The organism is Facklamia sp. P12955, from assembly GCF_050409565.1.
In the GTDB taxonomy this organism is placed as follows: Bacteria; Bacillota; Bacilli; order Lactobacillales; family Aerococcaceae; genus Facklamia.
In genome coordinates this window covers 1-26,338 of the sequence record NZ_JBNUPF010000018.1, presented here as the reverse complement: position 1 = coordinate 26,338, position 26,338 = coordinate 1, and the positions used below count along the sequence as shown (strand labels likewise).

Here is a 26,338-nt window from a genome sequence, read left to right as displayed (position 1 = left end):
TTTGCTAATCATTTTTTTGATAACCTTTTACCTTAATGTCACATACCCAATTTCTTGTCCTTTAGTAACTGAACCGCTAGCAGTAATCTTAAACTCATCGATGACCTCTGAACCATTAACAAAGATAACTAACATCACATTATCCTTACCTGCTGCTTCAATTTCTTGATAATCAACTTCTGAAACAGCAGTGGTTGGTGTTAAGTTATCCCCTTCATTAACCAAAGTATTAAAAGGCTTACCTTCTAATTCCACCGTATCTAATCCCATATGAAGTAGTAATTCTAAATTTTCTATTTGTATTCCCATCGCATGTTTAGTCGGAAAAACATTCATTAATTTACCCTGAACTGGTGAGTAGATGGTTGATTGACTCGGTTGAATAGCGTAGCCATCTCCCATCATTTTCTGAGAAAAAACTTGATCGTTGACTTCTTCTAAAGGAATTATTTGACCATCACAGACAGCATGTAGGCTGATTTTTTTAGCTTTTTTCTTAAATAACCCAAACATTTTATTCCTCCTCTTGACTTCATTTTATCATATTTCTTCACAGACTCCTATTTTAAGAATTGACCACATAGTGACATTTGTTTAATTGTTAGCTATAATAAGCGAGAAAAAGATCACGAGGTGATATATAGTGCAAAACCTAGAATGGATGGAATTATTAAAAATTATTTTCTTAAGTATTGTTCAAGGAATTACAGAGTGGTTACCCATTTCTTCAACTGGACACTTAATTTTAGTTGAGGAATTTATTCAATTAAATCTCAATCCAAATTTTGTTGAAATGTTTCGAACTGTTGTACAATTTGGTTCAATTTTAGCTGTAGTCGTCCTTTATTTTAATAAACTTAACCCTTTGGATTTTAAAAAGTCTAGCCAAGAAAGAAAAAATATCTGGGTAATTTGGTTTAAAGTTGCTTTTGCTACCCTGCCAGCAGGAGTTCTGGGCCTATTGATCAATGATTACATGGAAGAGTATTTTAATACTCCTTATGTGGTCGCTGCTGCCTTAATCATTTATGGTTTTGCTTTCTTGTGGATTGAAAATAAAAAGCCAGCTCGTCATGCTAAACAAGTTAATACTCTTAAAAAGATTTCTTTCCCTACGGCTTTTAAAACCGGTCTATTTCAGGCCTTGTCTTTAATTCCAGGTACTTCACGGTCGGGGTCAACCATCCTCGGTGGACTTTTATTAGGAATGGAAAGAACAGTTGCGACAGAGTTTTCTTTCTTTATGTCAATACCTGTTATGTTCGGAGCTTCTTTAGTTAAGTTAAAAGACTTTGGCTTTGCTTTTACTAGTGCTGAACTTGTTTACCTCTTGGTAGGTATGTTTGTTGCCTTTCTTGTTTCCTTAATCGTCATCCGTTCACTTCTTAAATTCATCAAAACGAATGACTTTAAACCTTTCGGTTACTACCGTATTATTTTGGGTGCCGTTGTCATTTTGTATTATTTATTTAAGTAATCTAAAAGAAATAAGAGTTGACCCTATAGTGACCCCAAGAAGTTGAACCAGAAAGATGCGTACATGTTATATGTGCTTGTCTTTCTTATTTTATTGTTTTCTAAGCAGCTTGAAGTGATTGGCGATAAGCAAATCGGGCTCAGCCAGATCAGGCTTTAAGATACAAAATATATACTTCTAACTTGTTTACGTATAAGGACTTATTTTTATTTCAATTTTATGATTGTTTTTATCTTCTTTTGATTCGCATAAATAATATTTTTTTAAGTTGGTCCATCATACTCAAAGCCAATGGAAGCCCAAAAGCTAGACTTTCGGTCTCACGCTTGGACTTCGGCTTTAAAACTACTCATTAACTAAATTCATAAACGTTTGAATTTAATCAATAAGTTTAAGACCCTCTGGTTTAAGTAGATACAGTTGATGACATACCTCTTTTAAATATAAACGATCATGGGAGACGCTAATAATAGTTCCTGGAAATTCGCTTAAAACTTTCCGTATTTTTGGTTGTGAATTCGGAGAAAAATTTCGCGTCGGCTCATCTAAGAAAAGAAGATTCGCTCTCATCAAATCCATTTTTAAAAATAATAATTTTGCTTTTTGTCCTCCTGATAATTCATTGATAGGGTGAGACATTTCCTCAGGAAGAAAATTCATACTGGCCAAAAAAGTCATTATTTGTGTTAATTCTTCGCTGCTTCCTTCCTTAGCAAGTAATTGAATCGGTGTCAAATTCGTATCAACGAATTCACTATGATTTTGAGGCATATAGGCAGGTATAATTCCTTCTCTATCACCATCTTGATTGAATAAAAGCCACATATGCTTTAAAAGCGTTGATTTGCCCACCCCATTGGCTCCCACAATTCCTATTTTATCCTGTCCTTGAACCGTTAGATTAATGTTTGGTGCTAGTAAACGACCTTCAACCTTTAAATTAAGATTGCTTACCTCCATAATCTTGCGCGAATCAGCAATTGGAATGGAGTGGTTAAAAAATATCTTAATTGGGTCTTCAATTATCACTTGCTGACTTCCTTGTTGATGTTCGCGTTCAAGTCTTTTGCCCAATGACTTAACGGTCTTCATCTTTTTCGCTAGTAGTCGTCCGCTTGCTGAATCCTTAGTATGATTTAAACGATGATGCAAAGCTGACTCAAGCCTTTGTTGACGAGCAAACTTTTTAGCATATATTCTTTCATTTTGCTCAAAGTCTTTTTGCTGACTCGCAATCCTCTTATCACGATATAGAAGATAGTCCTTATAAGCTAATTTCGAAACTGTATGACATGGGTCTTTTCTATGCAACAATCGCTCTAAATGAATAATCGAAGTGGCTGTTGATTGTAGTAGCGATTCATCATGTGAAACAAATAATATTGCTTGTTTACTTTCGCTAATAAATTTTTCTAAATACCTTATTGAATCAATATCTAAATCATTAGATGGTTCATCTAGTAGAACTAAATCCGCTTGCTGAGCTGCTATCCTTAACAGTGATAATTTTATTTTTTCACCACCTGAGAGGGATCTCACTATTTGTTCAGAATGTAGTCGCTCCCAATCAAAACCTATTTTCATTCCAAATTTGATTATTTTATTATAATCCATTAAAAAGGGATCTACCTTTGCGAAAAAGAACTTTTCAATACTTAAACTAAGATCTTCCTCCTTCATTTGTTGAGGGAGGTATGCCATTTGACTGAAAGAATTAATTTTTTCGCCTTTAATAATTAGATAGTTACTAAGTGATTCATCATTCATTAACCACTTTAAGATAGTCGATTTCCCATTACCTTCTTCGCCAATAATCGCTACTTTTTCGCCGGGATGAATAATAAAAGACAAGTCATCAATAATTTTAACGAAATCCTTACGATGGTATAAGCTTAGACTATTTACCTGTAACATAAAAAAACTCCTTTCTACTCTTGTGCCAAAAATCCATTATTAGCAGCTTAGAATAGAATAGAAGTATCCCCTATGTAACATTTGATACTTTCTAAAAAAGTTCACACTAAATAGAAGTCACTTCTACTCATGCTGCTTTCTTAGAAATTGTTCAAATGTAACACTCCTCTTAATAAGTTACTTTAATTAAAGCATATCTTTTTTTAAAATTCAAATTTCACACTCTAAATACTTATACAAAAAGCTTTCCTTAAAAAAATTTAAGAAAAGCTTTGTATATTATCCCATTGCATTCTCTTTGGTAATTTCAGTCACTCCACCCATATAAGGTACCAATACTTCTGGAATTTTAACACTGCCGTCCGCTTGCTGGTAGTTTTCTAGGATGGCTACAACTGTTCGACCAACAGCTAAGCCAGATCCATTCAAGGTGTGAACATAATTCAACTTGCCTTCAGCGTTGCGGTAACGAATCATGGCGCGTCGCGCTTGGAAAGCTTCTGTGTTAGAGCAAGAAGATATTTCTCGATAGGTATCTTGAGCTGGAACCCAAACTTCAATATCATATGTTTTAGCGGCTGAAAAGCCCATATCTCCAGTACAAAGGGTGATTACCCGATAAGGTAGTTTTAAAGCTTGTAAGATACCTTCAGCATCTTTGACCATAAATTCTAATTCTTCATAAGAACTTTCTGGATGGGTAAATTTAACCATTTCAACCTTATGAAATTGGTGCATACGAATCAGACCTCTAGTATCACGACCGGCTGATCCGGCTTCTGATCTAAATGATGGAGACATGGCGGTAAATTTGACCGGTAACTCTTCCATTGCAATTACTTCATCTCGATAGTAGTTGGTTAGAGGAACTTCCGCTGTTGGGATTAAGACAAATTGACGATCATCACTCAACTCAAAAGTATCTTCTTTAAATTTAGGATATTGTCCTGTTCCAAACATTGACTTTTCATTAACTATATAAGGCGGTATAACTTCGGTATAACCATTTCTAGCCGTATGAGTATCTAACATAAAGTTATAAATAGCGCGCTCCAACCTTGCGCCTAACCCCTTATAGAATACAAAGCGTGAACCTGATACTTTGCCTGCTCGTTCAAAATCAAGAATGCCTAAATTCTCTGCAATATCCCAATGATTTAAAGGTTCGAAATCAAAGTCTGTAATCTGACCCCAACGGCGATTTTCAACATTATCTTCTTCATCTTCACCTATTGGTACTGATTCATGAGGTAAATTAGGTAATCCATGTTCAATTTGATCCAAAGCAATGTCTAGCTGATTTAAAGTCTCATCTAATTCAGCTATTTCTTGCCCTATAACTTGCATGGCTTGAATCTGTTCATCCACATTTCCTTTATTGCGCTTAATAGTGGCAATTTCTTGCGAAACTTTATTACGGACCCCTTTTTTCTCTTCTACTTGAGTTAATAGAGCTCTTCTTTTTTTATCCAACTCTTTAAATTCATTTAAAATTTCTGTTTTTACTCCGCGATGACTTAATTGCTCAACTACTTCATCCATATGGTTTCTCAAATAGCGCCTATCTAACATCTTAATTCCTCCTTTATGTAATAAAAAAGAGACCTCCGTCTATTTGGGACGAAAAGGTCTCTTGTTCCGCGGTACCACCCGTTTTTAAGAATTGATTTAAATTCTTACACTTGTATCATAACGGCGATGACCGGCTTTATTTATGCTTAGCTTTCATAAAGCAGAATGAATACGTGGATTCACTGAATAAGTGATTAGCTCTCATCAACCGCTAACTTTCTGCTTGACCCTTATTTCAGATACTATTCGTACTAACTATTAAATTTATTATATTAAATAGATTTTATTTGTCAAGCTATTACCATTTAAGTCTTTGAGCCTTTTCAGTATCACGATAATGATGTATGGCTTCCAATCCTTCATAGTTCTGTTGTCTTAGAGCTTCATAAATAATAATATTAGCCGTATTAGATAAATTTAAAGAACGAATATGCTGATCATTCATCGGGATTCTTAAAGATTGATCTTTATGAGCTTGCATAAAATCTTCAGGTAGCCCAGTCGTTTCCTTACCAAAGATAAAAAACTGCTCATCAATCGTTGAATCAGCTAAATTAGCTTCGCTATAAACTCTTGGTGCAAATTTAGAAATCAAGTACAATTTACGATTACCTAAAAACTTCATAAAGGCTGGTAAACTGTCATGGTAAGTAATGTCGACATGCTCCCAATAATCTAGCCCTGCTCGTTTAAGCATTTTATCCTCAGTAGAAAAACCAAGCGGTTCAATCAAATGTAAACTAGTATTAGTTCCTGCGCAAGTTCTCGAAATATTGCCAGTATTAGCTGGCATTAGGGGCTCATAAAGTACGATATGGTTTTTCATCGTTTAACTCCTTTTAGACTTTAACTCTTTTTTATTTTTGAGACGTTCAATAGCTTTTTTCATTTCTTTGATGGTTTCTGGTTCAGATTCCTTCTGCAGTTGGTCATAAATCATACTAATCATCGCTTGATTTTTATCTCTTTGGATTACACTAACAGCATAGGCAGCAGTTGCTCGAATCACTGGTCGTGGATCTTTTTCAATTAATTCAAGCAGATGCGGCAAGGCTGTTCGGTCCCGATAATTAGCCAAAGCGATAATTGCATTTCTTTGCAAGGGCTTCTTGCCTCGCCAAGACCCCGCTAAATGTCCAAATTGTCGTTTAAAGACTCTATTGCTAAGTGATAACATATTCTTTAATATTGGTTTTACTTCGTCTTGGATAGGCTCCATTTCAGGATGATGATGAAAATCAATGCCCTTGTTATAAGGACATGAAATCTGACAAATATCACAGCCATAAATGACATGAGTCATTTTTCGGCGATAGTCTTCAGCTAAATGTCCTTTGGTTTGAGTCTGATAGGATAAACATTTCTGCGCATTCATCTTACCGTCACCAAAAAGAGCTTGAGTAGGACAGGCTGTCACACAACGATAACAATCGCCACAACCATATGTAACCCTTTGATCTGGCATAAAAGGAATGTTCGTGATAATTTCACCTAAATAAACGTAACTGCCAAATTCTTTAGTGACCAGCAAACCATTACGACCTATAAAGCCCAATCCAGCTCTTTCAGCCACAACCACATCAATCAATTCCCCCGTATCAACCATCGGTTTAAAACGAGCATCAGGAATTTCTGCTTGGATAAGATCAATAACCCTCTGCATACGTTCTGATAAAATATGATGGTAGTCTTCCCCCCAAGAAGCACGAGCAAAACTACCACGACGTTCTTCTTTATTAGAAGCTGGTTCCTTTCTAAAGTTACTAGGATAAGCCAAAGCAATCGAAATAATTGATTGGGCCCCTTCAAAGATTTTTTCAGGATAGATTCTCTCCTCAATGATAGGATGTTCAAAACCAGTGGTATGTCCTTTCGCCTTTTGCTCTCTTAAACTTTCCTCTAAATGGTCAAAAGGTTCCGCTGTCGTAAAACCGATCTTATCCACTCCTAAGTCTTTCAGCGATTTTTTTAAAATGGATTTGACTTTAATAGCCTCTTCTTTTGAGATCAGTTTGTTCAACTCCTATCTAAAAAAAGCACCATAAACGACAAGCGTTTACAGTGCTTCATAATACAAATTTTTACTCTTCTTCTTCGTCTTTAGCACCAATTACTTCAGGTTCTATCACTTCAGTTTCTTCCTCTTCTTCTGGTTCTTCTGTTGGAGCAGAAACTGAAACGATTGTTTCAGTTGAATCTTCTAAGATTTCAACGCCTGCTGGAACTGCTAAGTCAGCAATTGTCTTAGTGTCACCAATTTCCATTCCAGTAACATCAATTTCAAATGAGTTCGGAATAGTGTCTGGTTTAGTTTCGATTTCCACTGTATTAAGTGTTTGTTCCACAATGCCAATTTTAACTGTTTCTTCGTTAATAATGCTTAATGGAACTTCAACAATAATCTTCTGATCAGCAGAGATAGCTTCTAGGTCAACTGAATAGAAAATATCTTTTAAAGCTGCTTTAGAAAAGTCTTTCAAGATTACTTTTTGCGTTTTACCGTCGTAGTTTAAATCAAAAACCGCGTTAGATCCTTCTTTTTTTAGAAGTGATTCGAATTCGCGACGATCAACTAATAAAGAAGTTGCTTCTAATTTTTGCCCATATAAAACTACTGGAATTTTACCTTCACGACGTGCTTGTTTAGAAGCACCGGTACCTGTCTTTGTTCTTAATTCTGCACTAATTGCCATATATAAGAGCTCCTTTATAACTTATTGCATATAGAATGCTAGATTTGCTGTAAATTTTTACACATAAATTATCATATCAAAAACCAGCTCACAATACCAGTGTTTTATGACTAGTCTTAGTGATTTTTCTATATAATTTTCTTTTTTGCCCTTATTCTTTTAAAAAATAACTACAAACTTAATTTATTTATCTTTGGTAGTGGTTTTTCTACTAGTCGTTTTATCTTTTGTTGTTACTTTTTAGCGCTTTTTTTCCTTTTCATAAATATTTGAGGGATTATCTAAATCAATACTTTGTTTATCTTGATTACCTTCTTGAGCAGCCTTAATAAGAGTATAAGTTGACATCTTATAAGCATCACTTGCAATATTTGCTTTATTGGTACTATCACAAGCAGCTAATACAAGAATGGTAATAAGAAATAAACTTACTCTTAAAAATGGGCTTTTTAATTTTCTAAGTTTTCCTTTCTAATTGCTTGTCTTCTAACTAGTTAAATCTTAGTCAACCCTTGTGCGATTGTCTAGTCAATCCCCTTATTCTAGCTAGTCTAATTTAAAATAAAAAACAGCCAATCTGGCTGAACTCTCTAAAAAGTATTTTTTAAAAAAATATGAGATTTTTTGCTAAAAATCTTTAGCTTTATTACAAATACCGCCGGAGGGAATCGAACCCCCATCGAAAGAACCGGAATCTTCCGTGATATCCATTACACTACGGCGGCCTAACGATTACCTATTATACCAAACTCAAATTGCTAAAAGCAAGAAATAAGCCAATAAAAAAGGACTAACAATTAATGATGCTAGTCCTATTCTAAAAATAAGATTGTAAAAATTATCCACTATTGGTCCATGATTGAACCTTGTCTAGACCTAAGGTAAATTATTGGTGTGGTTGTGCCATCTGGATGAAGACGCTCAATTAAAATCAAACCTGCGTCATTGGCATAATAGATACGGATTGTATCTCCGTTATTCTTTGCCATCTCTTCAACAAGCAAAACATCAGTATAAATTTCTTGACCAATTGTTAGCGAGTCCACCCTACCAATTACTTTTTTCTTAATTTCTTCTTGATAGCCTGATTTAAAAATTGCTCCTTCACTTATATCTACAGGTAGAATGAGTGAAACATTGTCATCTGAAGCATCAGCGGAATACCTCAGGTCTTCCACTACCGTATAATTATCAAAGTAAGCGAGTTCATATAGACCATCGGGCTTAATTTGATAAACGTAGGCTACGGCTTTTGTATCTGTAAACTCTGCGACTTGAAAAACTCCATTTGCATCAGGCATGAATTCCATGATGATATCTTTAGTAAAGTATTCACTTCCATCTCCCACGTATTGATAATTTAAATAATGCACATAAGGAATGAGTTGCTTAAATAGACCGACATCAGGTAGAGGGTCAAAAACAGCTTCATTACTTGTTTCAAAAATTTCTTGACTAGACGGCTCGTCAGTTTGCTCTATCCCTACTTGCTCTTCTGTCGTTTCCTCTTGGCCGTGAACTATTGCTAAAGGATTTAAATTAAAAACCAGGAAAATGCCTAAAAGAGTTAAGAGCAGGTACATTTTTTGAAATTTACTTTTATTCAAATTCATTCTACCTCCCATGTAATTGTTATTATATCTATAATATATCCTTCTTCAACATAACTATTATATCATAGCTAGTTTAAAGGAGGCTTGAGTTAAAATGGAATATTTAATGAAATTAAGCCTGTAACACGCTAATCTTATGAATTTTTTATGAAGACTCATTTTAAGATGTTATTAATAGCGTTTTCTAAAATCCTTATGATATGCTATAGAGACAAGACGTAAGTTAAAGGAGAGAAAAAAATGACAAATTGTATTTTTTGTAAGATTATCAACGGAGAGGTTCCTAGCGCTAAGGTCTATGAAGATGATGAGGTCTTTGCCTTTTTAGATATCACTCAAGTTACCAAAGGACATACTTTAGTCATACCAAAGAAACATGTTAAAGATATTTTTGAGTATGATCCAGAGTTAGCAAGTACCGTTTTTAGTCGAATTCCGAAAATTGCCGACGCCATTAAAAAAAGCATACCAGGTGTTAAGGGCATGAATATTCTCAATAACAATGGAGAAGTCGCCTATCAATCTGTTTTCCATTCACACATTCACCTGATTCCACGTTATCATAAAGAAGAAGGATTTAAATTACATTTTGAAGACCATTCAGATGGTTACACTCAGGATGAATTTCAGCAATTGGCAGCATCAATTAAACAAACAATAGAAAGTGGCGATTAGTATGAAAAATTTCCCACAAGGTTTTCTAACTGGCTTAGCTCTTGGAGTACTAGCGGGGTTAATGAATGCTAAACAATCTGGTGAGAAAACAAGACATCAACTAAAAAAGACTTATAAAGATTTTAAAGTTGATTTCCAACAAGTTGATCAAGACTATGCCCGTTTTCATTCAGCTATTCAGTCATTGACTGCAGAAGCTAAGCAAACTATGGACTTTATTTCTCATTTAACCAATCAAACTAAACAAAAAGTCATGGATGAAACAGAACCAAGAATAAGAAGAATTAAAGAAAATGTTAAGCAATTAAATGAAGATATTGAGGGAATATCTTCAGCTAATTTAAACTCATATAAGAATTAAATTCAGGTTTTAATTTATAAAAATTATGATGTTTTTTAGAATTTCTAGCTTATATTATCTTTTCTAATCATTAAGTGTTAAGATATATTTATGCTTATGTTATAGCAAATTATAGTAGAACTATAGGAGTGAAAATTAATATGAAAAAATCAATCCGTACTTGGATTTTAACAGCAGCAAGTGTCGCACTTGTTGCATTGCCGAATTTAACAAGCGTTTCAGCTCAAGAGGGTGTAATTGCCACTATTGGAGAGACAACTATCACTGCTGAAGATTTTTATCAAGATATGAAAGAACAATTTGGCTCTACTGCTCTACGCTCAAAAATTATTGAAGCTGTTTTAATTGAAAATGTAGAAGACGCTGAAGGAGCTAAAACAAGAGCTGCTGAAGAAGTTCAGTCACAAATTCAAGAATTGGGTGGAGAAGAGGTATTCCAACAATTCTTATCTTACCAACAATTAGGTAGCGCTGAACAATATGAATACCAATTATATATCCGTAATCTTTTACAAGAAATTGTTGAAGGTCGCATCGATATGTCAGATGAAGCCATTCAAAATTTCTATGATAATGATTACCAACCAATGATGGAAGCACAGCATATTCTAGTTGATACGGAAGAAGAAGCTTTAAATGCTATTGAACGCATCAATAATGGCGAAGAATTCGATACCGTTGCTCAAGAATTATCTAAAGATGGTTCTGCAGAAAATGGTGGATTATTAGCCCCTTTCTCGCCAGGACAAATGGTTCCAGAATTTGAAGAAGCAGTTAAGTCTTTAGCTAATGGAGAAATGACGAGCGAACCTGTTCAATCTGAATTTGGCTACCACGTTATTAAAACAATCAACAATGGTGAAAAGAAACCATTAGAAGAGAGTAAAGAAGAAGTAGTTGAAGCATATAAACAAAGTAAGTATGCTGACTCTAACTTTACCTATGGAATTGTCGGAGAGCTTATTAAAAACTCTGACTTAAAGATTGAAGATCCTGAATTAAAAAATGCAGTGGATGATTTAATCAATTTAGCTGACCAACCAGAGGATGCTTCTGCTGAGGAAGTACCTGCTGCTGAAGAGGCTCCTGCTGAAGAGGCTCCTGCTGAAGAGGCTCCTGCTGAAGAAGCGCCAGCCGAATAGAAACTATTTTAAATATAAAAAGGTTGAGGAAAATCCTCAACCTTTTTTGTTTTACTGTATTAAAATATTAAAGCGTTTCACGTGATTTTTGCTCTTTAATTAAGTTATTAACTTCTGCCATCAATGCTTTCGGCAAGTCTTTAGTATCCATTAATTCATTATGAACAATAAAGTGTTCAAGTTCATAAAGATTTATAATCCATGGAGCTACATCCTCAGCATTGGCTTCTTCTCTATCAGCAAACCAATATTCAAAAGTAAAGAGCGTAGTATCATTTTCTCCAGGATCAATTGTTAGAACCATATCGTCATTTTTCCATAAATAGGCCAATAAATGTCCTTCTTCAACATCTGTTAACATCAAATGATGCGCTTGTCCATTTCTTGTTACTTTAAATGACCCACCTGGTTTGCAGTCAATCATCCTCATATCTGACTTCCACTTAGATAAGTATTCATTATCAGTCCAATGGTTCCATACTGCTTCCGGAGTTGCATTAATTTCTCCTTCAAAGAATAGAGAAAAACCAAGATCAGTTTGAGGGTTTTTTACTTGTTCATGGTGACAACCACATCCATGATGGTAGTTATGTTCTGCATGATGATGGCATCCACATAAGTGCTCAGAGTTCGATTTAGAATGATTAACTTGGCATTGACTCTCATGATTAGACCCATGATTTTTGCAATTACATTTCTTTGGATTGCTATTATCTGTCATTTATTTGCCTACTTTCTGAAATTTGGTTTATAAAAACTACGACGATCCAATGGGAAAATTTGAGCACTTTCTTGACCTTCTTGTGTCTTATCTAAAACAGACAAAATCATATTAACAGTAGCATCTAAATTATCAATATGGTGAAGAATTTCTGCTTCAAGAATACGCGGTTGAACAGGACTACCATATTCCAATTTACCATGATGTGCTAGTACAACGTGCTTTAATAAAACAACGGCTTCTTTATTAGGATCAATACCAATTTGTTGACATACTTGTTCAATCATTTCTGACATAATGACGATATGACCTAACATTTTACCTTTAAAAGTATATTCGGTTGAGATAGCTCCAGATAGTTCAATTGTTTTGCCGATATCGTGAAGTATCAGTCCACCAATAAGTAAGCTAGAATTTATTTGCGGATAGATAGCCAAAAGTGCTCTAGCAATTTTCAACATAGAAACAGTATGATAACTTAAACCGCCTGCCATTGCATGATGGTTTCTTTTAGCAGCTGGATAGCTGTAAAAAGCGTCTTCATGTTCACTCAAAATTTTTCGCACAATTCGATTAATATTCGGTTCTTGAATGAGAAATAAAGCGTCATTAATCTGTTCTTTTATATCATCAATTTTCATAGAAATTCGTTCAACATAAAGTGTTGGATCGTTGGGTTCTCCTTCTTCAGCTAAACGAAGTGCTTTAATTTTTACTTGAGGACTTCCTTGATAAGTATCCCGATTAGCTCTCAGAAAAACAACCTTACCGACTTGGAATTTGTTAATTTCTTCTTCAGTAGCAGACCAATACATACCATCCATAGATCCAGAACGGTCTTGAAAACGGAAGGCAATAAATGGTTTGCCATTTCTAGCGGTTCTCACATCTGCTGCTTTAATAAGAACATAAATTCCAAATTCGTCTCCTTCATTAATCTCATATAATAAACTCATTTAGCTCTCCTCCTGGGTTGAATTCGTTTCTATTAGCTCGTCTAAGTTAATCATCGAATCAATCGCTAATGTATCCGCAGCCATTTGATCAAAAGTAAAGAATAAAACTTGATGATTTTGACTGATGGTCTCTAAAACTTTATACATGCTTGCTTTACGTATTTCGTCGAAGTTCACAAAAGCATCGTCGATTATGATAGGCATTGATACCATTGAAGAGGCATTCACTATAAAAGCTAAACGTAGAGCGACATATAATTGCTCCAAGGTTCCTTGCGAAAGTTCATGAGGTGAAAACAGCACATCTGAAAACTGTTTAACTTTGATTCCAGTTTTATTCAATTTAATTTGATCATAACGCCCATAGGTTAATTTAGAAAAAATTTCATTAGCCATTTTATTCATTTCAGGAATCGGATTATCCATTCCTTGTCTTAATGTTTGATAGATTAAATCGACAGCAATTTTTTTCTTACTCCACTCTTGAACATATTTAATGATTTCTGCTTTCTTATCTTCCAGTTTTTGTTGTAAGACTTGATAACTTCCATCTTGCTCAAGCTGATTTAAAGCCACTTCAATATTTGCACGCTGATATTGATGAGGTTGTACACGACTTTTATTAAGCGTTAATTCATTTTGAACCTTATTATATTGATTGATTAATGACTGTTTACTTTCGATAGCTGACATCTCATTTTCATAACCCCTAATCTGCTCACTATACAAGTGACGTTTTTCTTTGAGTTGCTGAATTTGATTATTGGCTTGAACTTTTTGTCTAAAGTCAACTTGGTCAAAGGAGTTTGTTGATTGATAAATTGATTCAATGATTTCTTGCTGCTCTTGTAGATGTTTTTTCTCTTGAGCAATGATATCTTGAGCATTTCTTATACGTTCCTCCATCGCTTTACCACGTTCCACTTGACGGGCGATTGAAACTTCAGTTTCTTCAACGTGGTGTATAAGAACCTTGATACTTTGATCTCCCAAAGGAAAACGCTCAAGTAGTGGAGCGATTTGTTTGCGCCATTTGGCAATCTCGACATTGAGATCATTTCGCTCTTCTTCATATTGTTGACGAATTGTTTCAGCTTGAAAGTACTCTTTAACCGGATTCGATTTAAGAACAATTTCTGCATCTGCAGTTGGATAAAAGCCTAAGGCAACTAACCATCGTTGCTGCTCTTGTCTTTTTCTGACTAAGTCTTCTTCAACCGATCGAAGATTGGCTTCTCGTTGATTGATGTCTTGACCTAGTTCTTGACTTCTATCTTGATAATGGCGCTCTTTTCTTTGTAATTCAGCCATTTTCTCAATTGCTGGAGAGGAATGAAATTTCTTTTTATATTTTAGATGCTCAAAGAAGACATAAGCGGTTGAAAGTATACCTAATCCGATTAAAATCAAAGCAATCCAACGGAAATTCGTCCCTGTCTGATTAAGTAAATGATAAATACCCATTGCTAGTCCTAAAATGATTGAAAGAGCCCCTATAAGATAATGCCTAATATTTGTAGCTTGTTGTAATTGAGCTCTTTCATTCATACGCATACTTTCTAGTTTTGCGTGCTGCTGTCTAACTGTGACAGAGTAGGTTTGCAATTCTTTTCGCTGATCTAGGAAAACTTTTCTCTCTGCTTGAATAGAATCTTTTTGTCCTTCAAAATCATCTATGGCCGCTTGAATTTCGTAACCTTGCTCGATTTCACGGTCAAACTCTGAGGACTTCTTTACTTTTTCAGGATAAAACTGTCCTTCACGAGCCAGTCGAGCCATAGTATTGGTTTGTTCTTGAATTCTTTCTAAAACGTGTTCTAAACGTAAATCCACCTTTTTAATATGGGCGGTATCACTTGACCATTGTCTCCTTTGGTCTTCGTGGTTTTTTCCCCAATTTAGACGGGTTAGGGTACTCATTTCATTGTTTAAATTGTGAATACGCTCTTGCATTTGTTGTATAGTCTTTTGACTATCATTTTTGGTCCGAACAGCCTCTTCTAATTTTTCTGGCATATCCTTATCCATTTTAGTAAAAACTAATTGCTCTAACTCTCTTTGAGCGACGAGGTCTTTTTGATAAATATCAAACCTTGTCATCAACTGATCCAATTGTCTTTGCTTTTCTTCTAAATCATGAATAGACTGATTAAGACCTTCAATTTGATCTATTTCAGCTTGCTGTTGGTCGAACAGGTCATCATACTTCGCCATATTTTGCTTCATTTTCTCAATGGATTGACTAAGTTCTTCAAATTCCAATAACGCTTGATTAAGTTTAGGATTTTTCCCCTTTAATTTATAAAGTTGCCCCAGATCTTTTTCGAAATATTTAGCCACAGAAAGAAATTTATCTGATCCAACCGTTCCGATTGATAGGAAATAATCACCCAATTTTTCTGCATCAACATTTGACAGTTCCTGCAAATTTTGCAGTGAAAAGGCATAAAAGGAGTCAAAGAGGTTTTCATCTAATCCACTTAAGATTTGATCTAACACTAGTTGTTCAAGCTCATGCCCTTTTGTATCTGTTAAAGTTAGACCTCTATTAGTTCTTTCCACCCAAATATCTCCATGGCTAGTTTCTTTTAAAAGAATTCTGCCCCCATATACTTCACTAAGTTTGGGTTCATAGCGATTAATTTGATTGACCCGTCGATGTTTAGAAGGAAATCCGAAAAGAATACTTCGAATAAAAGATTGGAGTGTTGATTTCCCAGCTTCGTTCTGACCAAAAATCAACTGTAATTGATCATCTAAATCAAAGCGTTGATTAACCCATTTACCGTATCCATAGATATCAAGGGTGCTAATCTTCACTATCAATCGCCTCCTTAAATTCAAATCCGATTGCTTGAATCATTAACTCTTGTGCTGATCGAATAGATTCCTTCTTCAATTCTTCATCCAATGATAAATCTGACATCCTTTGCTTAATAATTGGGTGGTCAAATAATTCTGCTAGACTTTCATGATATGCTTTACCTTCTTGCATATCTTGACAAGCCGCTTGGAAGCTAGTTTTTAATGTTTTATCATATTCGAAGGCATCTAATACCATTTGACGCTCAAGCTTTACCCTAACAATAATCGCAAATTTTTCGATCGACTGGGGTTCAGTGAGGATCGATTCAACCTCACCTTTTTCAATTTGTTCTTGTATATCGATTGGCAACCGTTGTGCATTTTTTAAAGTTAAAGAAATAATCTTCGAAGGTAGGCCCTTATCAACCTCATCTTTAAAGTTATTGACTAAGGATTCTATCGCCCATAACAAATCATTAACTTGCCAGTTTTCCTGACACTCTATGATTTCATCTCTCCATTCAATTTCAGCTAAATGAATAAATTCAGATTTTACCTTTTGATCGACTTCTAAGGTGACTAAATAGGCTCCCTTGTCGCCAATCTCCAGGCGATTTCTACCTTGAGGACTACCAGCATATTGAATAAGCGGGAATGTGGATAAAGTATTTGCCTGATGGATATGTCCAAGAGCCCAGTAATCATAATTTTTTGAGATTAGTTGCTCCAATGTAAAAGGAGCATAATTTCCCTTTTGCGTCTTACTTAACAATTCCCCATGATATAAACCTACGGTAAAGTCCGTTTCATTGTTTTTTGCAGGGAATTCTTGGGCCTTGGACTCATGAATCCAACGTTTATTATAAGAAAAACCATAGAAGCGACAAGTTTGATTATCATTTGTCTTTATATCGATATGGTCAATCGACTCATCTTTAAAGACGTAAACATTTTCAGGATATTGCATCAGTAAGCGTTGGTTATTAAGAAAGTCATGATTCCCATGACAAATAACCACTGGGATTTCTGCTGCTTTCAGTCGTTCTAATTCTTTTAAAAAAGCATGTTGAGCATAAATTGTTTGTTTTTGAGTATCATAAATATCTCCTACAATAACAACAGCGTCTACATCTTCTTTAATAGCGTATGAAACGCCTCGATGGAATGCCTTATATGGAGCTTGGATTAGAACTTCTTGTAAGCTAGGGTATTGTTTTTGCATTCCAGCAAAGGGGCTATCTAAATGTAGGTCAGCAAAATGCATGAAACGCATCTCGGTCTCCTCTCTCCAAAATAATTGGTTGATAAAAGCAACTGAAAGAACCTCGAAAGATAATTGTTCGATGGCTTCCAGTTGCCAAATTCAAATTTATTCAGTTGGCGCTTGATATAAGTCTTGTAGTGGCTTGGTAATAATTTGATTGATTTCTTCCATTAGAAATCCGAGTTGTTGTTCGTTTTCCATTAACTTCTTAATTGAAGGGTTTTCCATTACTTTTGCATACAAGTTTTGAACTTCTGTGATTTTCTCTTCACTCGGCTGTTCAGTCATTGTCTGAAGTGACTGTGAGACCTGACGAAACTCTTCAAACAACTGATTGCTTTCAGGATCTTTCTTTATTTCTTCGAGTGCAGATTTTACATTCAAATAAGCTGGCAACTGTCGTAATTCGCGTTCTAAAGTGTTAGCTGTATCATAAATATTAATGTTCATAATAACCTCATTTCTATATGATAATAGTATCAATTTTTAGTCTTTTTTTCAATCAAACTGAGGTGAAAGCACCCATTTTTATTGGGCGTTTTTTAAATAGGTAGGTCTAAGTTTTCGATCCAATTGATAACCTCTTGTGTTTTTTCACTACTAAAAGATTTAACCTTTTCCCAAAGATTACTTCCGTTCTCTTTAAGTGTTGAAAAAAGTTCTCCGTCAAAGTTGAAATCAATATTTTCCAACCAATCACCAACCATTTTACCATTGGTATCAGCTTCCATTTGCGAAGCGTAGCTGACATCAAATGGTGTTTGTAGCGAGTATGCCATCATGTAAGAAGTTTGACTATTAAATAATCTCCCCATGCCAGTTGGCATAATTTCATCCAAATTAGCACTTTCTACGTCATCCAGACCAATCCATGTCGCTATCGCAAAATCTGGGGTATAACCAACCATCCAACGGTCTCGCGTTTGGGTTGAACCGTCTGATACTTCAGTTGTTCCTGTTTTACCAGCAATCAAGCCTGTATTAGGGCCTGCGCCATATCCAGTACCATTGCCACCATATGTATCTAACATCATGCTGGTCATATCTGCGGCAATCGTTTTGGTCATGATTAAGTGACGTTTAGGTTTTTCGTTATCATATACAACTTTCCCAGAAATATCTTCAATTCGTCGAATAAAGTAAGATTCATTTCTTATTCCCTTATTAGCAAAAGTCGCATAAGCTGAGGCTAATTGCACAGGGCTTACTCCTGTCGAAAAAGCCCCTAAGGCCAAGGTCAACTGCTGGTCTTGTTGGGGAACTTCAATACCAAATTGATGCAGTTTATCGACTGCGGTTTGAATTCCTAATTTATCTAGTAAATAAACAGCGGATGTATTTTTACTTTGTGATAAAGCATAGTATAAGGGGACTTCTCCTCTAGGATCCGTTTGACGATTAAAGTTTTCTGGAGCAAATTGATCCTTACCATAAGCCTTAACAACATCAGGAACCATCGAATGCATATTAAATCCATTCTCAAGAGCTGGTAAATAAACTGCTAAGGGCTTAATGGTCGATCCAGGAGCACGATACATATCGCTAGCACGGTTAAAGCCGCGATAGACATATTCTCCTCTTCCTCCATAAATTGCCATAATTCCCCCAGTACGAGTATCAACTATCGCACTTGCGCTTTGAACAATCGGCGCATCATATGCCCCATCATTAAATAAATAAGCATTCTCTTGATAAGCGTTATTAAGACCTTGTTGAGCATTGATATCTAAATTAGTATAAATTCGATAGCCCTTGGACATAAGGTCTTCTTCAGGGATGTTTACCTTACGAATAGCTTCATTGATCACCGCATCAAAGTAAAATGGATATTCATGTCCAGAACTGGCTGGAACATAATTGTCTAAAAGAGGTATAGACATTGCTTTGTAATCCTCTGCGTTAGAAAATGAGATAACCCCTTCATCAGCCAAAAGATCAGCAATGACATTTCGTCGGTCAATAGCTGCTTGATAATCATCAATTGGATTATATAAGGAAGGACCTTTTAAGATACCGGTTAGAACCATTGATTGATTCTGATCTAATTGGTAAGCATTAATGCCAAAGTATTTTTGAGCCGCATCTTGAATGCCCCAGACTCCATTACCAAAGTAGGCATTGTTTAAATACATTTCAAGAATTTGATCTTTTGAATAAGTTTTCTCAATTTCAAGTGCTAGAAACAATTCTTTTAATTTACGTTGAAAAGTTTGATCCAAGCTGAGAAAAGCATTTTTAGCTAATTGCTGTGTTAAAGTGGAGCCTCCCCCACCAGAAGTATTGCGATTAATAACTAAACGCAAAAACGCTCGACCAATTCCAATTGTATCGAATCCATTGTGATCATAAAAGCGCTTGTCTTCAGTTTTAACAACTGTTTCTTGCATTAAGGGAGATATCTCATCTAAGGTCACATAGCTTCCTTTTTGCGATAAGAGTGTACCTACATATTGATCTTGTTTGTCATAGATTTCTGTTTTTGTTTGCAGGGAATCTTGCAGTTGTTTAACATCAGTCGTTTTCGCAATAAAAACCAAATAAGAGGTTAAGAATAAGGTAAGTGATAAAGCAATAAACACTAACCACTTCCATCCTCGGTAATAGCGCCAAATATTTTTGATCCCTTGAAATATTTTATGTTTACTCGATTGCATTTTAAATTTCTCCATTTAATCATTCACCTACTTTGTTAATTCTATCCTAGACAGAATTATATCGACCGCCTTCCAACTAAAGTCCGAGGTCAATCTTTTTATTAAATTATACTAAATGATTAAGAAAATTTATGAAAGATTGTATGACTTTTGCCTAAGTATTCAAATAGCCATCTAACTGATGTCTCAATGAAACATTTTTAGAAGGCTAATAATTGAAAATTAATTAAATTCTATAAATTGACAGATGTATTTAAAAGTTCATCATAAACAGCTTTATATGCTTTAGCAGGTGCAGTCCAAGAGAAATCTTTACCCATGGCTTGCTTCACTAACTTCTGCCAAACTTCCTTTTGATTAATAAAAATATCTAAGGCCATATTAATGGTAAAAAGTAAATTGTCGCGGTTAAAACCTTTAAATGAAAAACCGGTTCCCTGGCCAGTATATTTATTATAAGCTTCGACAGTATCTTTTAAGCCTCCTGTCTCATGCACCAGAGGCAGTGTGCCATAGCGCATGGCAATCATTTGCGAGAGACCACAAGGTTCAAAAGCAGATGGCATCAAGAAAATATCGCTGGCAGCATATATTTGCTGAGCCAGTCCAAGATCAAATTGAATGCAAGCTCTCAGTTGATCAGGGTATTTCTGCTCGAAATAGCGAAATGAATCTTCAAAGTGTTGGTCTCCAGTACCTAAAATAACCATTTGAACATTTTGTTGCAGTAAATCATCCATAATTTGCTCAACTAATTGCAAACCTTTTTGGTCTGTCAGCCGGCTGACGATTCCAATTAAAGGGATCTGATTATCTTGTTTAAGAGTAAGTTGCCTTTGAAGGTAGCTTTTTACTTTAGCTTTGTTTGAAAGATCTGATTGATCATAATGATAAGGCAAATAGCTGTCTGTCTTGGGATTATTGATTTCTAGATCGATTCCATTAATAATTCCTTTAAGTTTCCATTCATTTCGCCTTAATACTGCATCTAAACCTTCACCAAATTCTGGAGTTAATATTTCTTGAGCGTAGGTCGGACTGACCGTTGTTACTCGATCGGCAAAGTTAATACCACCCTTAAGGTAATTCATATTGTTGTGGTACTTCAAACCATCGTCGGTAAAGGTATTAAAGCCAGTGCCAAAGACATTCGAAAGCATGGATGCATCATAAATCCCTTGAAAACGTAAATTGTGAATAGTGAGTACTTTTCGAATATTTTTTAAGGATTCCTTCCAGTGATAACGATCGATTAAAAGAGCGGGTATCATAGCCGTTTGCCAATCATTGCAATGAATAATTTCTGGTATCCAATTAATTACTTCCAGCATTTCAATGATAGCAGTTGAAAAATAGGCAAAGCGTTCGCCATCATCCCATTCTCCATATAAAGAAGCGCGATCAAAATAAGCCAAATTATCAATGAAGTAATAGGTTACTCCATGGTCCTTCAATTGCTTAATTCCACAGTAGACATTTCGTTGCCCCAGTTGGAAACGAAAATGTGCAATTTCTTCTAGCTGTTGCGCATATTCATTAGCCATTTGACTATAGAAAGGAAGCACCACACGAACATCAAGATCGGGTTCCTTCGCTAACTCTTTTGGCAATGCAGAAGCGACATCTCCTAGACCTCCTGTTTTAAAGAAAGGAGCCGCTTCAGCTGAGGCATAAAGTATTTTCATTTAAATCCTCCTAATCTACCCTTGCATCCACAATTTCATTTTTAGCTTTTACAATTAATTTATCAGGGCGTCCACGAATCACTGTGCCGGGCTTAACCACGACATTTTTATCTAAAATGGCGTACTCTACTGTGGCTCCCTCTCCAATTTCAACCCCTTGTTGAATAATTGAATTTCTCACACTAGCATTCTCCCCAATTTGAACTCGCCGATTAATTAAAGAGTCGATTACTTCACCGTAAACGGTCGTTCCAGTTGCTAAAATTGCATTTCGCACATAGGAACGCTCATGGTAATAGGTTGGAATTCCATTTTTGGATTTGGTACGAACAGCCTGATCCGTATGGAATAAAGCTGCAAAGGATAAATGGTTTAACATGTCCATATTGGCTTGATAGTAGGCTTCTACCGTATTAATATTTGCGGTATAACCAGTATATTCATAAGGATGAATGCTATAATCCAATAAATAAAACTGAATAAGATCATCTATTTCAAGATACTGCTCTTCTCTATCAGCTCGGTCAATTAAAGCTAAAAGAATGTCTACAGATAGAAAATACATATCTAAGCTGGAACTAACGGATGCAAGAGCGGGTTTTTCTGAGTTAGGTAATAGATCGACGATATTTTTTTCTTCATCAAACGCAACGATGCGTTCGTTGGGATGGTCCATCCCTATAGTCGATGCAATCACATTTTTATAAACTAAAGTTACATCTTTCTTACTTCTAATGTGCGATTGACGTAAGTCATTAATATTTAAATTAGCGATAATCTTCGATCCAGATACAAAGACATACTTAGCTTTCGATCTTTCTAAGAAGATTCGATGATTATAATAGTAGTCTTCATGGTCGTTCTCTCGATGATAACGCGCCTTCCAGTCTTGTTGAGAGAAAGTGAAAATACCTCCTCTAATCCGTGAATCAAGATTCCATGAGGCTCCTGAGCGGATATGATCATACAGAGAGCGTCCGGACTCACCAATAAACATAGCCACCGATTGAACTTGAGCGTAAGAAAGAGAAGATAAAATAAAATCAATAATGCGATAACGACTCGCAAATGGCAAAGCTGCGATAGGACGATTATAAGTTAAAGGATATAGAGGTTGATTGTCTTCTGTTAAATTTAAAATTGCACAAGTCTTATGCTGAACCATTTAATTCTTCCTTTCTATCTGATCGCCAAAACCGACAACTGCAATGTCTCTTTCTGTTCCAATCACCATTGCTCCATCTGCTATTCGAGCATTCTCGCCAACAATTGCATACTCAATTCGACAAGATGCTCCAATCCTAGCATTAGCCATGATCACCGAATCAGTAATCTGAGAATCCAGCCCCACCTTTACGTTTTCGGAAAGAATAGACCGGTGAATTTCTCCTGATACATAACATCCATCAGTAACAAAGGAATCATAGATCGCCGCATGATCCGTCACTACTTGCGGAGGTAGAACCGGATTATTCGAGTAGACACGCCAATCTGGATTGGAGTGATAGAGTGGGTGTTCTTGATTCAAAATCTCCATATTTGCTTCCCATAAGGATGAAATAGTTCCCACATCTTTCCAGTAACCGTCAAAGGCATAAGCATAAGATGCTTCATCATTGGCTAAATAAAGTGGAATAACGTGTTTACCAAAATCTTCTAATTGATTATCTTGATCTTGATCTTCAATTAAATAGTTACGTAATTTCTGCCAATTGAAAATGTAGATCCCCATTGAAGCCAAATTTGATTGTGGCTGATCAGGTTTTTCCTCGAATTCAACGATACGATCATTTTTATCTGTGTTCATAATTCCAAAGCGTGTCGCTTCTTTGATAGGCACAGGTTTCACAGCAACTGTTAAAGAAGCGCCTTTTTCTTTATGAAAATCTAACATCTTTGAATAATCCATTTTATAAATATGATCTCCAGATAAAATTAAAACATATTCTGGATTAACAGAATCGATATAGGTTATGTTCTGATAAATAGCATTTGATGTCCCTTTAAACCACTTTTCTCCATCAGTGGATGAATAAGGTTGTAAAATAGTTGTGCCACCACCGCTAGCATTAAAGCCCCAAGCCTCCCCATTAGCGATATGACCATTTAATTCTAGAGGCTGGTACTGAGTAATGACCCCCACTTTATGAATGTTAGAATTTGCACAGTTACTTAAAGCAAAGTCAATAATACGATACCTTCCTCCAAATGGCACTGCGGGCTTAGCAATCTGCTTGGTCAAAACGCCCAACCTACTTCCTTGACCTCCGGCTAGTATCATCGCAATCATTTCATCTTTCATTTTAGCGTTTGGATACTAACTGCTTAGCATCCTTCTCCTTTCTATCTTGATGCAAATTTATATGTTCAATAAATTGAACGGATAAAGCTGGAACTTCAATCAAACAACAATAATCTTGCTTACAACAGCTTTTATTTTTTGCTTGGTAAAACTTTTGCCAATTTTGTTGATAACCTGCAAATTGATCTGCTTGACTATTAAGATAGACAAGAAAATCTCCACTTTCAGGGACACCTAATTCCACATCATAATAATGATTTTTTGAAAAATTAATCATTATCACAGAGTATGATTGTTTGTTTTTAGACCAACGAATAAAACTTAGCAATCCTCTCTCTAAATCATCCGCATCCAAAACTGTTATTCCTTCTGGATGATGATCCAATTGATAAAATTCTGGCCTATTTAAGCCAATCTTATTGATAGTTCGCATAAACGCTTGATATTCACTATTATATTCTTGCTTTAGTCCTTGCCAATCTAATTCTTCATAATAACGCCACTCTATAAATTGTCCCAATTCATTACCCATAAAATGAAGTTTTTTACCAGGTTGAGCTAACATATAGGCATGTAAAAGTCTCAAATCAGCAAATTGATCATAGCGACTACCTGGCATTTTAGCTAGCAAGGATTTTTTCCCATGAACAACCTCATCATGAGAGAAAGGAAGTAAGTAACGTTCTTTAAATTGATACATAAAAACAAAAGTAATGAGACGTAATTGAGCTGGCCTTTGATTGTAAGGAAGTTGGAAAAACCGTAAGACATCATTCATCCAACCCATATTCCATTTATAATCAAAACCCAATCCTCCATGAGCAATATCCAAAGTTATTCCGCTAGATGAAGTGGCTTCTTCAGCAATCATATAAACCTCAGGATAGTAATCTTGAACCCATTGATTCATTATGCGTAAGAAATGATAGCCTTCAAGGTTGTCATTTCCTCCATATTTATTAGGCGTCCAGGGACCTTGATCAAAATCGAGATAAAGAATATTTGAAATAGCATCTGCTCGAATACCATCCAAATGAAATTCAGACAGCCAATAATTTAAATTTGAGATTAGAAAAGATTGTACCTGTAATTTTCCAAGGTCAAAATTTAAACTACCCCAGCTAATATTTTTAGCTCGTTGAGGATCTGCATACTCATAACAAGCCTGACCATCAAAATATGCCAAAGCATTCGCATTTTGATTGAAATGACCAGGTACCCAATCAAGAATGACACCAATGCCTTCTTGATGAGCATAATTAACGAAATATTTAAAATCTTCATTACTTCCATATTGACCAGCGACTGCGTAATAGCCGGTTACCTGATAGCCCCAAGAAGGAGCATAAGGAAAGGCAGTTAGAGGCATAAACTCAATGTAGTTATAACCCATTTCTTTAACATAAGGAACTAAACTGTGAGCTAACTCTTTAAAAGAATAAGATCTTCCATCGGGATGCTGTCGCCATGAACTCTGATGAACTTCATAAATTTGTAAAGGACTGTCAAATTTATCTTTAGCCTTGCGTGCTTTTAGCCACTTTTGATCATTCCATGGGAATGGTGTGAGATCTTCGATAATCGATGCATCTTGAGGGGGTTTTTCAAATCGCATAGCGTAAGGATCAATTTTATATTCAATGTGATTATTTCCATGATCCATTCCATATTTATAACAATGTCCTGCTTGAGCGTTTTCAACATATAGACTCCATACACCGCCATCAAGTTTTTCCATCCATAGATTTTTCCAATTAGAAAAATCGCCTTGTAAATATACCTGCCAAGCATTGGGTGCCCATACACTAAACTGATAACCTTTTGAATTTGACTGAACCTGCTTGGCACCTAAAAAATGATAGGCTTGGTCATGCAATTGTGTTGAAAACTTTTCTATTTCTTTGTTTAAGCTACTTCGATCCAAGGAAAATGTCATTGGCAACCTTCCATTCTTATAATTGATAAGTTTGAGACGGACTATTAAGTGAATTGGGTAACTTGTTCAATTACCAATATTGTAACGGAACGCCCTCTAATTTAAAAGAATAATCCCATGACAAAGCCCATTTTAAAGTCAAAATGATATGTTCATTAATATTGAAATTAATTAGTTATAAATATTAAAAATTTAAGCTCTAAAACTCTTGTTTTTTAAATTCATACAAAAAAGCCTCTAACTGACTGAATTTCAGAAAGTTAAAGGCTCTTTTATAAGGGACACTCCATAAGAGTGTCGGTGAGTAACTAGTACTCACGAATCGCAAAATATCCTAAGATACTGCAAGTTGCAGTTCACAGCTCCAACTTGCTCTGTCGCCTTCCTGGCTTGAACTCTTAGCTCTAGACAGCTTGCTTCCAATCTACCAGATTGTATTCGACTCATCGCAAGTATAAATCTTACCATAAGCAACAAGCATAGACAAGCTTATACTGCTAAGTTTTTATTATCCTGTTAAACGTAAATGATAATGTCTCAAGAGAACACAAATCAAAATGTCCCACTA

Annotated in this window: 21 protein-coding genes, 1 tRNA gene and 1 other annotated feature; of the genes, 4 read left to right on the top strand and 18 right to left on the bottom strand. The window is 35.5% G+C overall.

The features are described from left to right. Nucleotides 1-27: 27 nt before the first annotated feature. Nucleotides 28-513: a PTS sugar transporter subunit IIA gene (locus ACQV2G_RS06280; protein ID WP_428872944.1), complete on the bottom strand. Its 486-nt coding sequence runs from the start codon at nt 511-513 to the stop codon at nt 28-30. 148 nt (nt 514-661) lie between these two features. Here ACQV2G_RS06280 and ACQV2G_RS06275 point away from each other — a divergent pair, with 148 nt between their 5' ends. After that, on the top strand, nt 662-1,477 hold the full coding sequence (locus ACQV2G_RS06275) for an undecaprenyl-diphosphate phosphatase (protein ID WP_428873012.1): 816 nt from the start codon (nt 662-664) through the stop codon (nt 1,475-1,477). Between the two features lie 378 nt (nt 1,478-1,855). Here ACQV2G_RS06275 and ACQV2G_RS06270 read toward each other — a convergent pair whose 3' ends face one another. From ACQV2G_RS06270 to ACQV2G_RS06240, 7 genes are all read right to left on the bottom strand, one after another. Beyond that, entirely contained in the window at nt 1,856-3,391 is a 1,536-nt protein-coding gene (locus ACQV2G_RS06270; protein ID WP_428874646.1) for an ATP-binding cassette domain-containing protein, read from the bottom strand. 279 nt (nt 3,392-3,670) lie between these two features. Beyond that, nucleotides 3,671-4,963, bottom strand: a complete 1,293-nt coding sequence (gene serS / locus ACQV2G_RS06265) for a serine--tRNA ligase (RefSeq protein ID WP_428876385.1) — start codon at nt 4,961-4,963, stop codon at nt 3,671-3,673. A 41-nt stretch (nt 4,964-5,004) separates the two neighbouring features. Further along, nucleotides 5,005-5,228, bottom strand: a binding site (T-box leader). 33 nt (nt 5,229-5,261) lie between these two features. After that, the gene (gene trmL, locus ACQV2G_RS06260; protein ID WP_428872940.1) at nt 5,262-5,789 is read right to left on the bottom strand and encodes a tRNA (uridine(34)/cytosine(34)/5-carboxymethylaminomethyluridine(34)-2'-O)-methyltransferase TrmL; all 528 of its coding nucleotides are present in this window, start codon (nt 5,787-5,789) and stop codon (nt 5,262-5,264) included. A gap of 3 nt (nt 5,790-5,792) precedes the next feature. After that, entirely contained in the window at nt 5,793-6,974 is a 1,182-nt protein-coding gene (gene queG / locus ACQV2G_RS06255) for a tRNA epoxyqueuosine(34) reductase QueG (protein ID WP_428876395.1), read from the bottom strand. A 70-nt stretch (nt 6,975-7,044) separates the two neighbouring features. Next, nucleotides 7,045-7,656, bottom strand: a complete 612-nt coding sequence (locus ACQV2G_RS06250) for a 50S ribosomal protein L25 (protein WP_428872939.1) — start codon at nt 7,654-7,656, stop codon at nt 7,045-7,047. 653 nt (nt 7,657-8,309) lie between these two features. Next, nucleotides 8,310-8,381: transfer RNA gene (locus tag ACQV2G_RS06245), tRNA-Arg, on the bottom strand. 120 nt (nt 8,382-8,501) lie between these two features. Continuing rightward, nucleotides 8,502-9,269 carry a hypothetical protein gene (locus ACQV2G_RS06240; RefSeq protein WP_428876384.1) on the bottom strand — a complete coding sequence of 256 codons (768 nt, stop codon included), beginning with the start codon at nt 9,267-9,269 and terminating at the stop codon, nt 8,502-8,504. 240 nt (nt 9,270-9,509) lie between these two features. Between ACQV2G_RS06240 and ACQV2G_RS06235 the strand changes: the two genes are divergently transcribed. From ACQV2G_RS06235 to ACQV2G_RS06225, 3 genes are all read left to right on the top strand, one after another. Further along, the gene (locus tag ACQV2G_RS06235) at nt 9,510-9,944 is read left to right on the top strand and encodes an HIT family protein (protein WP_428874644.1); all 435 of its coding nucleotides are present in this window, start codon (nt 9,510-9,512) and stop codon (nt 9,942-9,944) included. A gap of 1 nt (nt 9,945) precedes the next feature. Beyond that, entirely contained in the window at nt 9,946-10,305 is a 360-nt protein-coding gene (locus tag ACQV2G_RS06230) for a YtxH domain-containing protein (protein ID WP_428876383.1), read from the top strand. Nucleotides 10,306-10,445: 140 nt separating this feature from the next. Further along, nucleotides 10,446-11,447, top strand: coding sequence for a peptidylprolyl isomerase (locus ACQV2G_RS06225; RefSeq protein ID WP_428876382.1), 1,002 nt, complete (start codon nt 10,446-10,448; stop codon nt 11,445-11,447). A gap of 67 nt (nt 11,448-11,514) precedes the next feature. Here ACQV2G_RS06225 and ACQV2G_RS06220 read toward each other — a convergent pair whose 3' ends face one another. The 10 genes from ACQV2G_RS06220 to glgB all read right to left on the bottom strand — a co-directional run bounded on the left by ACQV2G_RS06220 (nt 11,515) and on the right by glgB (nt 25,770). Further along, on the bottom strand, nt 11,515-12,168 hold the full coding sequence (locus ACQV2G_RS06220) for an SRPBCC family protein (protein WP_428876381.1): 654 nt from the start codon (nt 12,166-12,168) through the stop codon (nt 11,515-11,517). Between the two features lie 8 nt (nt 12,169-12,176). Then, entirely contained in the window at nt 12,177-13,124 is a 948-nt protein-coding gene (locus ACQV2G_RS06215; RefSeq protein WP_428876379.1) for a 3'-5' exoribonuclease YhaM family protein, read from the bottom strand. Continuing rightward, nucleotides 13,125-15,944 (bottom strand): AAA family ATPase, encoded by a 2,820-nt coding sequence (locus ACQV2G_RS06210; protein WP_428876378.1) that lies wholly within the window; start codon nt 15,942-15,944, stop codon nt 13,125-13,127. Further along, entirely contained in the window at nt 15,934-17,202 is a 1,269-nt protein-coding gene (locus ACQV2G_RS06205; protein ID WP_428872929.1) for a metallophosphoesterase family protein, read from the bottom strand. Before ACQV2G_RS06205 ends, ACQV2G_RS06210 begins: the two co-directional genes overlap by 11 nt. Before the next feature lie 96 nt (nt 17,203-17,298). Further along, a complete protein-coding gene (locus ACQV2G_RS06200; protein WP_428872927.1) occupies nt 17,299-17,643 on the bottom strand; it encodes a YlbF family regulator in 345 nt (114 codons plus the stop codon). Between the two features lie 92 nt (nt 17,644-17,735). Further along, nucleotides 17,736-19,862 carry a transglycosylase domain-containing protein gene (locus ACQV2G_RS06195; protein ID WP_428876377.1) on the bottom strand — a complete coding sequence of 709 codons (2,127 nt, stop codon included), beginning with the start codon at nt 19,860-19,862 and terminating at the stop codon, nt 17,736-17,738. A gap of 218 nt (nt 19,863-20,080) precedes the next feature. Continuing rightward, nucleotides 20,081-21,532 (bottom strand): glycogen synthase GlgA, encoded by a 1,452-nt coding sequence (gene glgA, locus ACQV2G_RS06190; protein WP_428876376.1) that lies wholly within the window; start codon nt 21,530-21,532, stop codon nt 20,081-20,083. Nucleotides 21,533-21,542: 10 nt separating this feature from the next. Then, entirely contained in the window at nt 21,543-22,697 is a 1,155-nt protein-coding gene (gene glgD / locus ACQV2G_RS06185) for a glucose-1-phosphate adenylyltransferase subunit GlgD (protein ID WP_428872924.1), read from the bottom strand. Continuing rightward, the gene (locus tag ACQV2G_RS06180; RefSeq protein WP_428876375.1) at nt 22,698-23,834 is read right to left on the bottom strand and encodes a glucose-1-phosphate adenylyltransferase; all 1,137 of its coding nucleotides are present in this window, start codon (nt 23,832-23,834) and stop codon (nt 22,698-22,700) included. A gap of 1 nt (nt 23,835) precedes the next feature. Then, the gene (gene glgB / locus ACQV2G_RS06175; RefSeq protein WP_428874636.1) at nt 23,836-25,770 is read right to left on the bottom strand and encodes a 1,4-alpha-glucan branching protein GlgB; all 1,935 of its coding nucleotides are present in this window, start codon (nt 25,768-25,770) and stop codon (nt 23,836-23,838) included. Nucleotides 25,771-26,338: the final 568 nt, after the last annotated feature.

Coding starts and splice junctions, on each gene's coding strand:
- ACQV2G_RS06225 (WP_428876382.1), top strand. CDS start 10,446: ATGAAAAAATCAATCCGTACTTGGATTTTAACAGCAGCAAGTGTCGCA.
- ACQV2G_RS06180 (WP_428876375.1), bottom strand. CDS start 23,834: ATGAAAGATGAAATGATTGCGATGATACTAGCCGGAGGTCAAGGAAGT.
- ACQV2G_RS06220 (WP_428876381.1), bottom strand. CDS start 12,168: ATGACAGATAATAGCAATCCAAAGAAATGTAATTGCAAAAATCATGGG.
- glgA (WP_428876376.1), bottom strand. CDS start 21,532: ATGAAAATACTTTATGCCTCAGCTGAAGCGGCTCCTTTCTTTAAAACA.
- ACQV2G_RS06275 (WP_428873012.1), top strand. CDS start 662: ATGGAATTATTAAAAATTATTTTCTTAAGTATTGTTCAAGGAATTACA.
- ACQV2G_RS06230 (WP_428876383.1), top strand. CDS start 9,946: ATGAAAAATTTCCCACAAGGTTTTCTAACTGGCTTAGCTCTTGGAGTA.
- glgB (WP_428874636.1), bottom strand. CDS start 25,770: ATGACATTTTCCTTGGATCGAAGTAGCTTAAACAAAGAAATAGAAAAG.
- trmL (WP_428872940.1), bottom strand. CDS start 5,789: ATGAAAAACCATATCGTACTTTATGAGCCCCTAATGCCAGCTAATACT.
- ACQV2G_RS06235 (WP_428874644.1), top strand. CDS start 9,510: ATGACAAATTGTATTTTTTGTAAGATTATCAACGGAGAGGTTCCTAGC.
- glgD (WP_428872924.1), bottom strand. CDS start 22,697: ATGGTTCAGCATAAGACTTGTGCAATTTTAAATTTAACAGAAGACAAT.
- ACQV2G_RS06270 (WP_428874646.1), bottom strand. CDS start 3,391: ATGTTACAGGTAAATAGTCTAAGCTTATACCATCGTAAGGATTTCGTT.
- ACQV2G_RS06200 (WP_428872927.1), bottom strand. CDS start 17,643: ATGAACATTAATATTTATGATACAGCTAACACTTTAGAACGCGAATTA.
- ACQV2G_RS06215 (WP_428876379.1), bottom strand. CDS start 13,124: ATGAGTTTATTATATGAGATTAATGAAGGAGACGAATTTGGAATTTAT.
- ACQV2G_RS06280 (WP_428872944.1), bottom strand. CDS start 513: ATGTTTGGGTTATTTAAGAAAAAAGCTAAAAAAATCAGCCTACATGCT.
- ACQV2G_RS06250 (WP_428872939.1), bottom strand. CDS start 7,656: ATGGCAATTAGTGCAGAATTAAGAACAAAGACAGGTACCGGTGCTTCT.
- ACQV2G_RS06240 (WP_428876384.1), bottom strand. CDS start 9,269: ATGAATTTGAATAAAAGTAAATTTCAAAAAATGTACCTGCTCTTAACT.
- ACQV2G_RS06205 (WP_428872929.1), bottom strand. CDS start 17,202: ATGCGTTTCATGCATTTTGCTGACCTACATTTAGATAGCCCCTTTGCT.
- ACQV2G_RS06195 (WP_428876377.1), bottom strand. CDS start 19,862: ATGGAGAAATTTAAAATGCAATCGAGTAAACATAAAATATTTCAAGGG.
- serS (WP_428876385.1), bottom strand. CDS start 4,963: ATGTTAGATAGGCGCTATTTGAGAAACCATATGGATGAAGTAGTTGAG.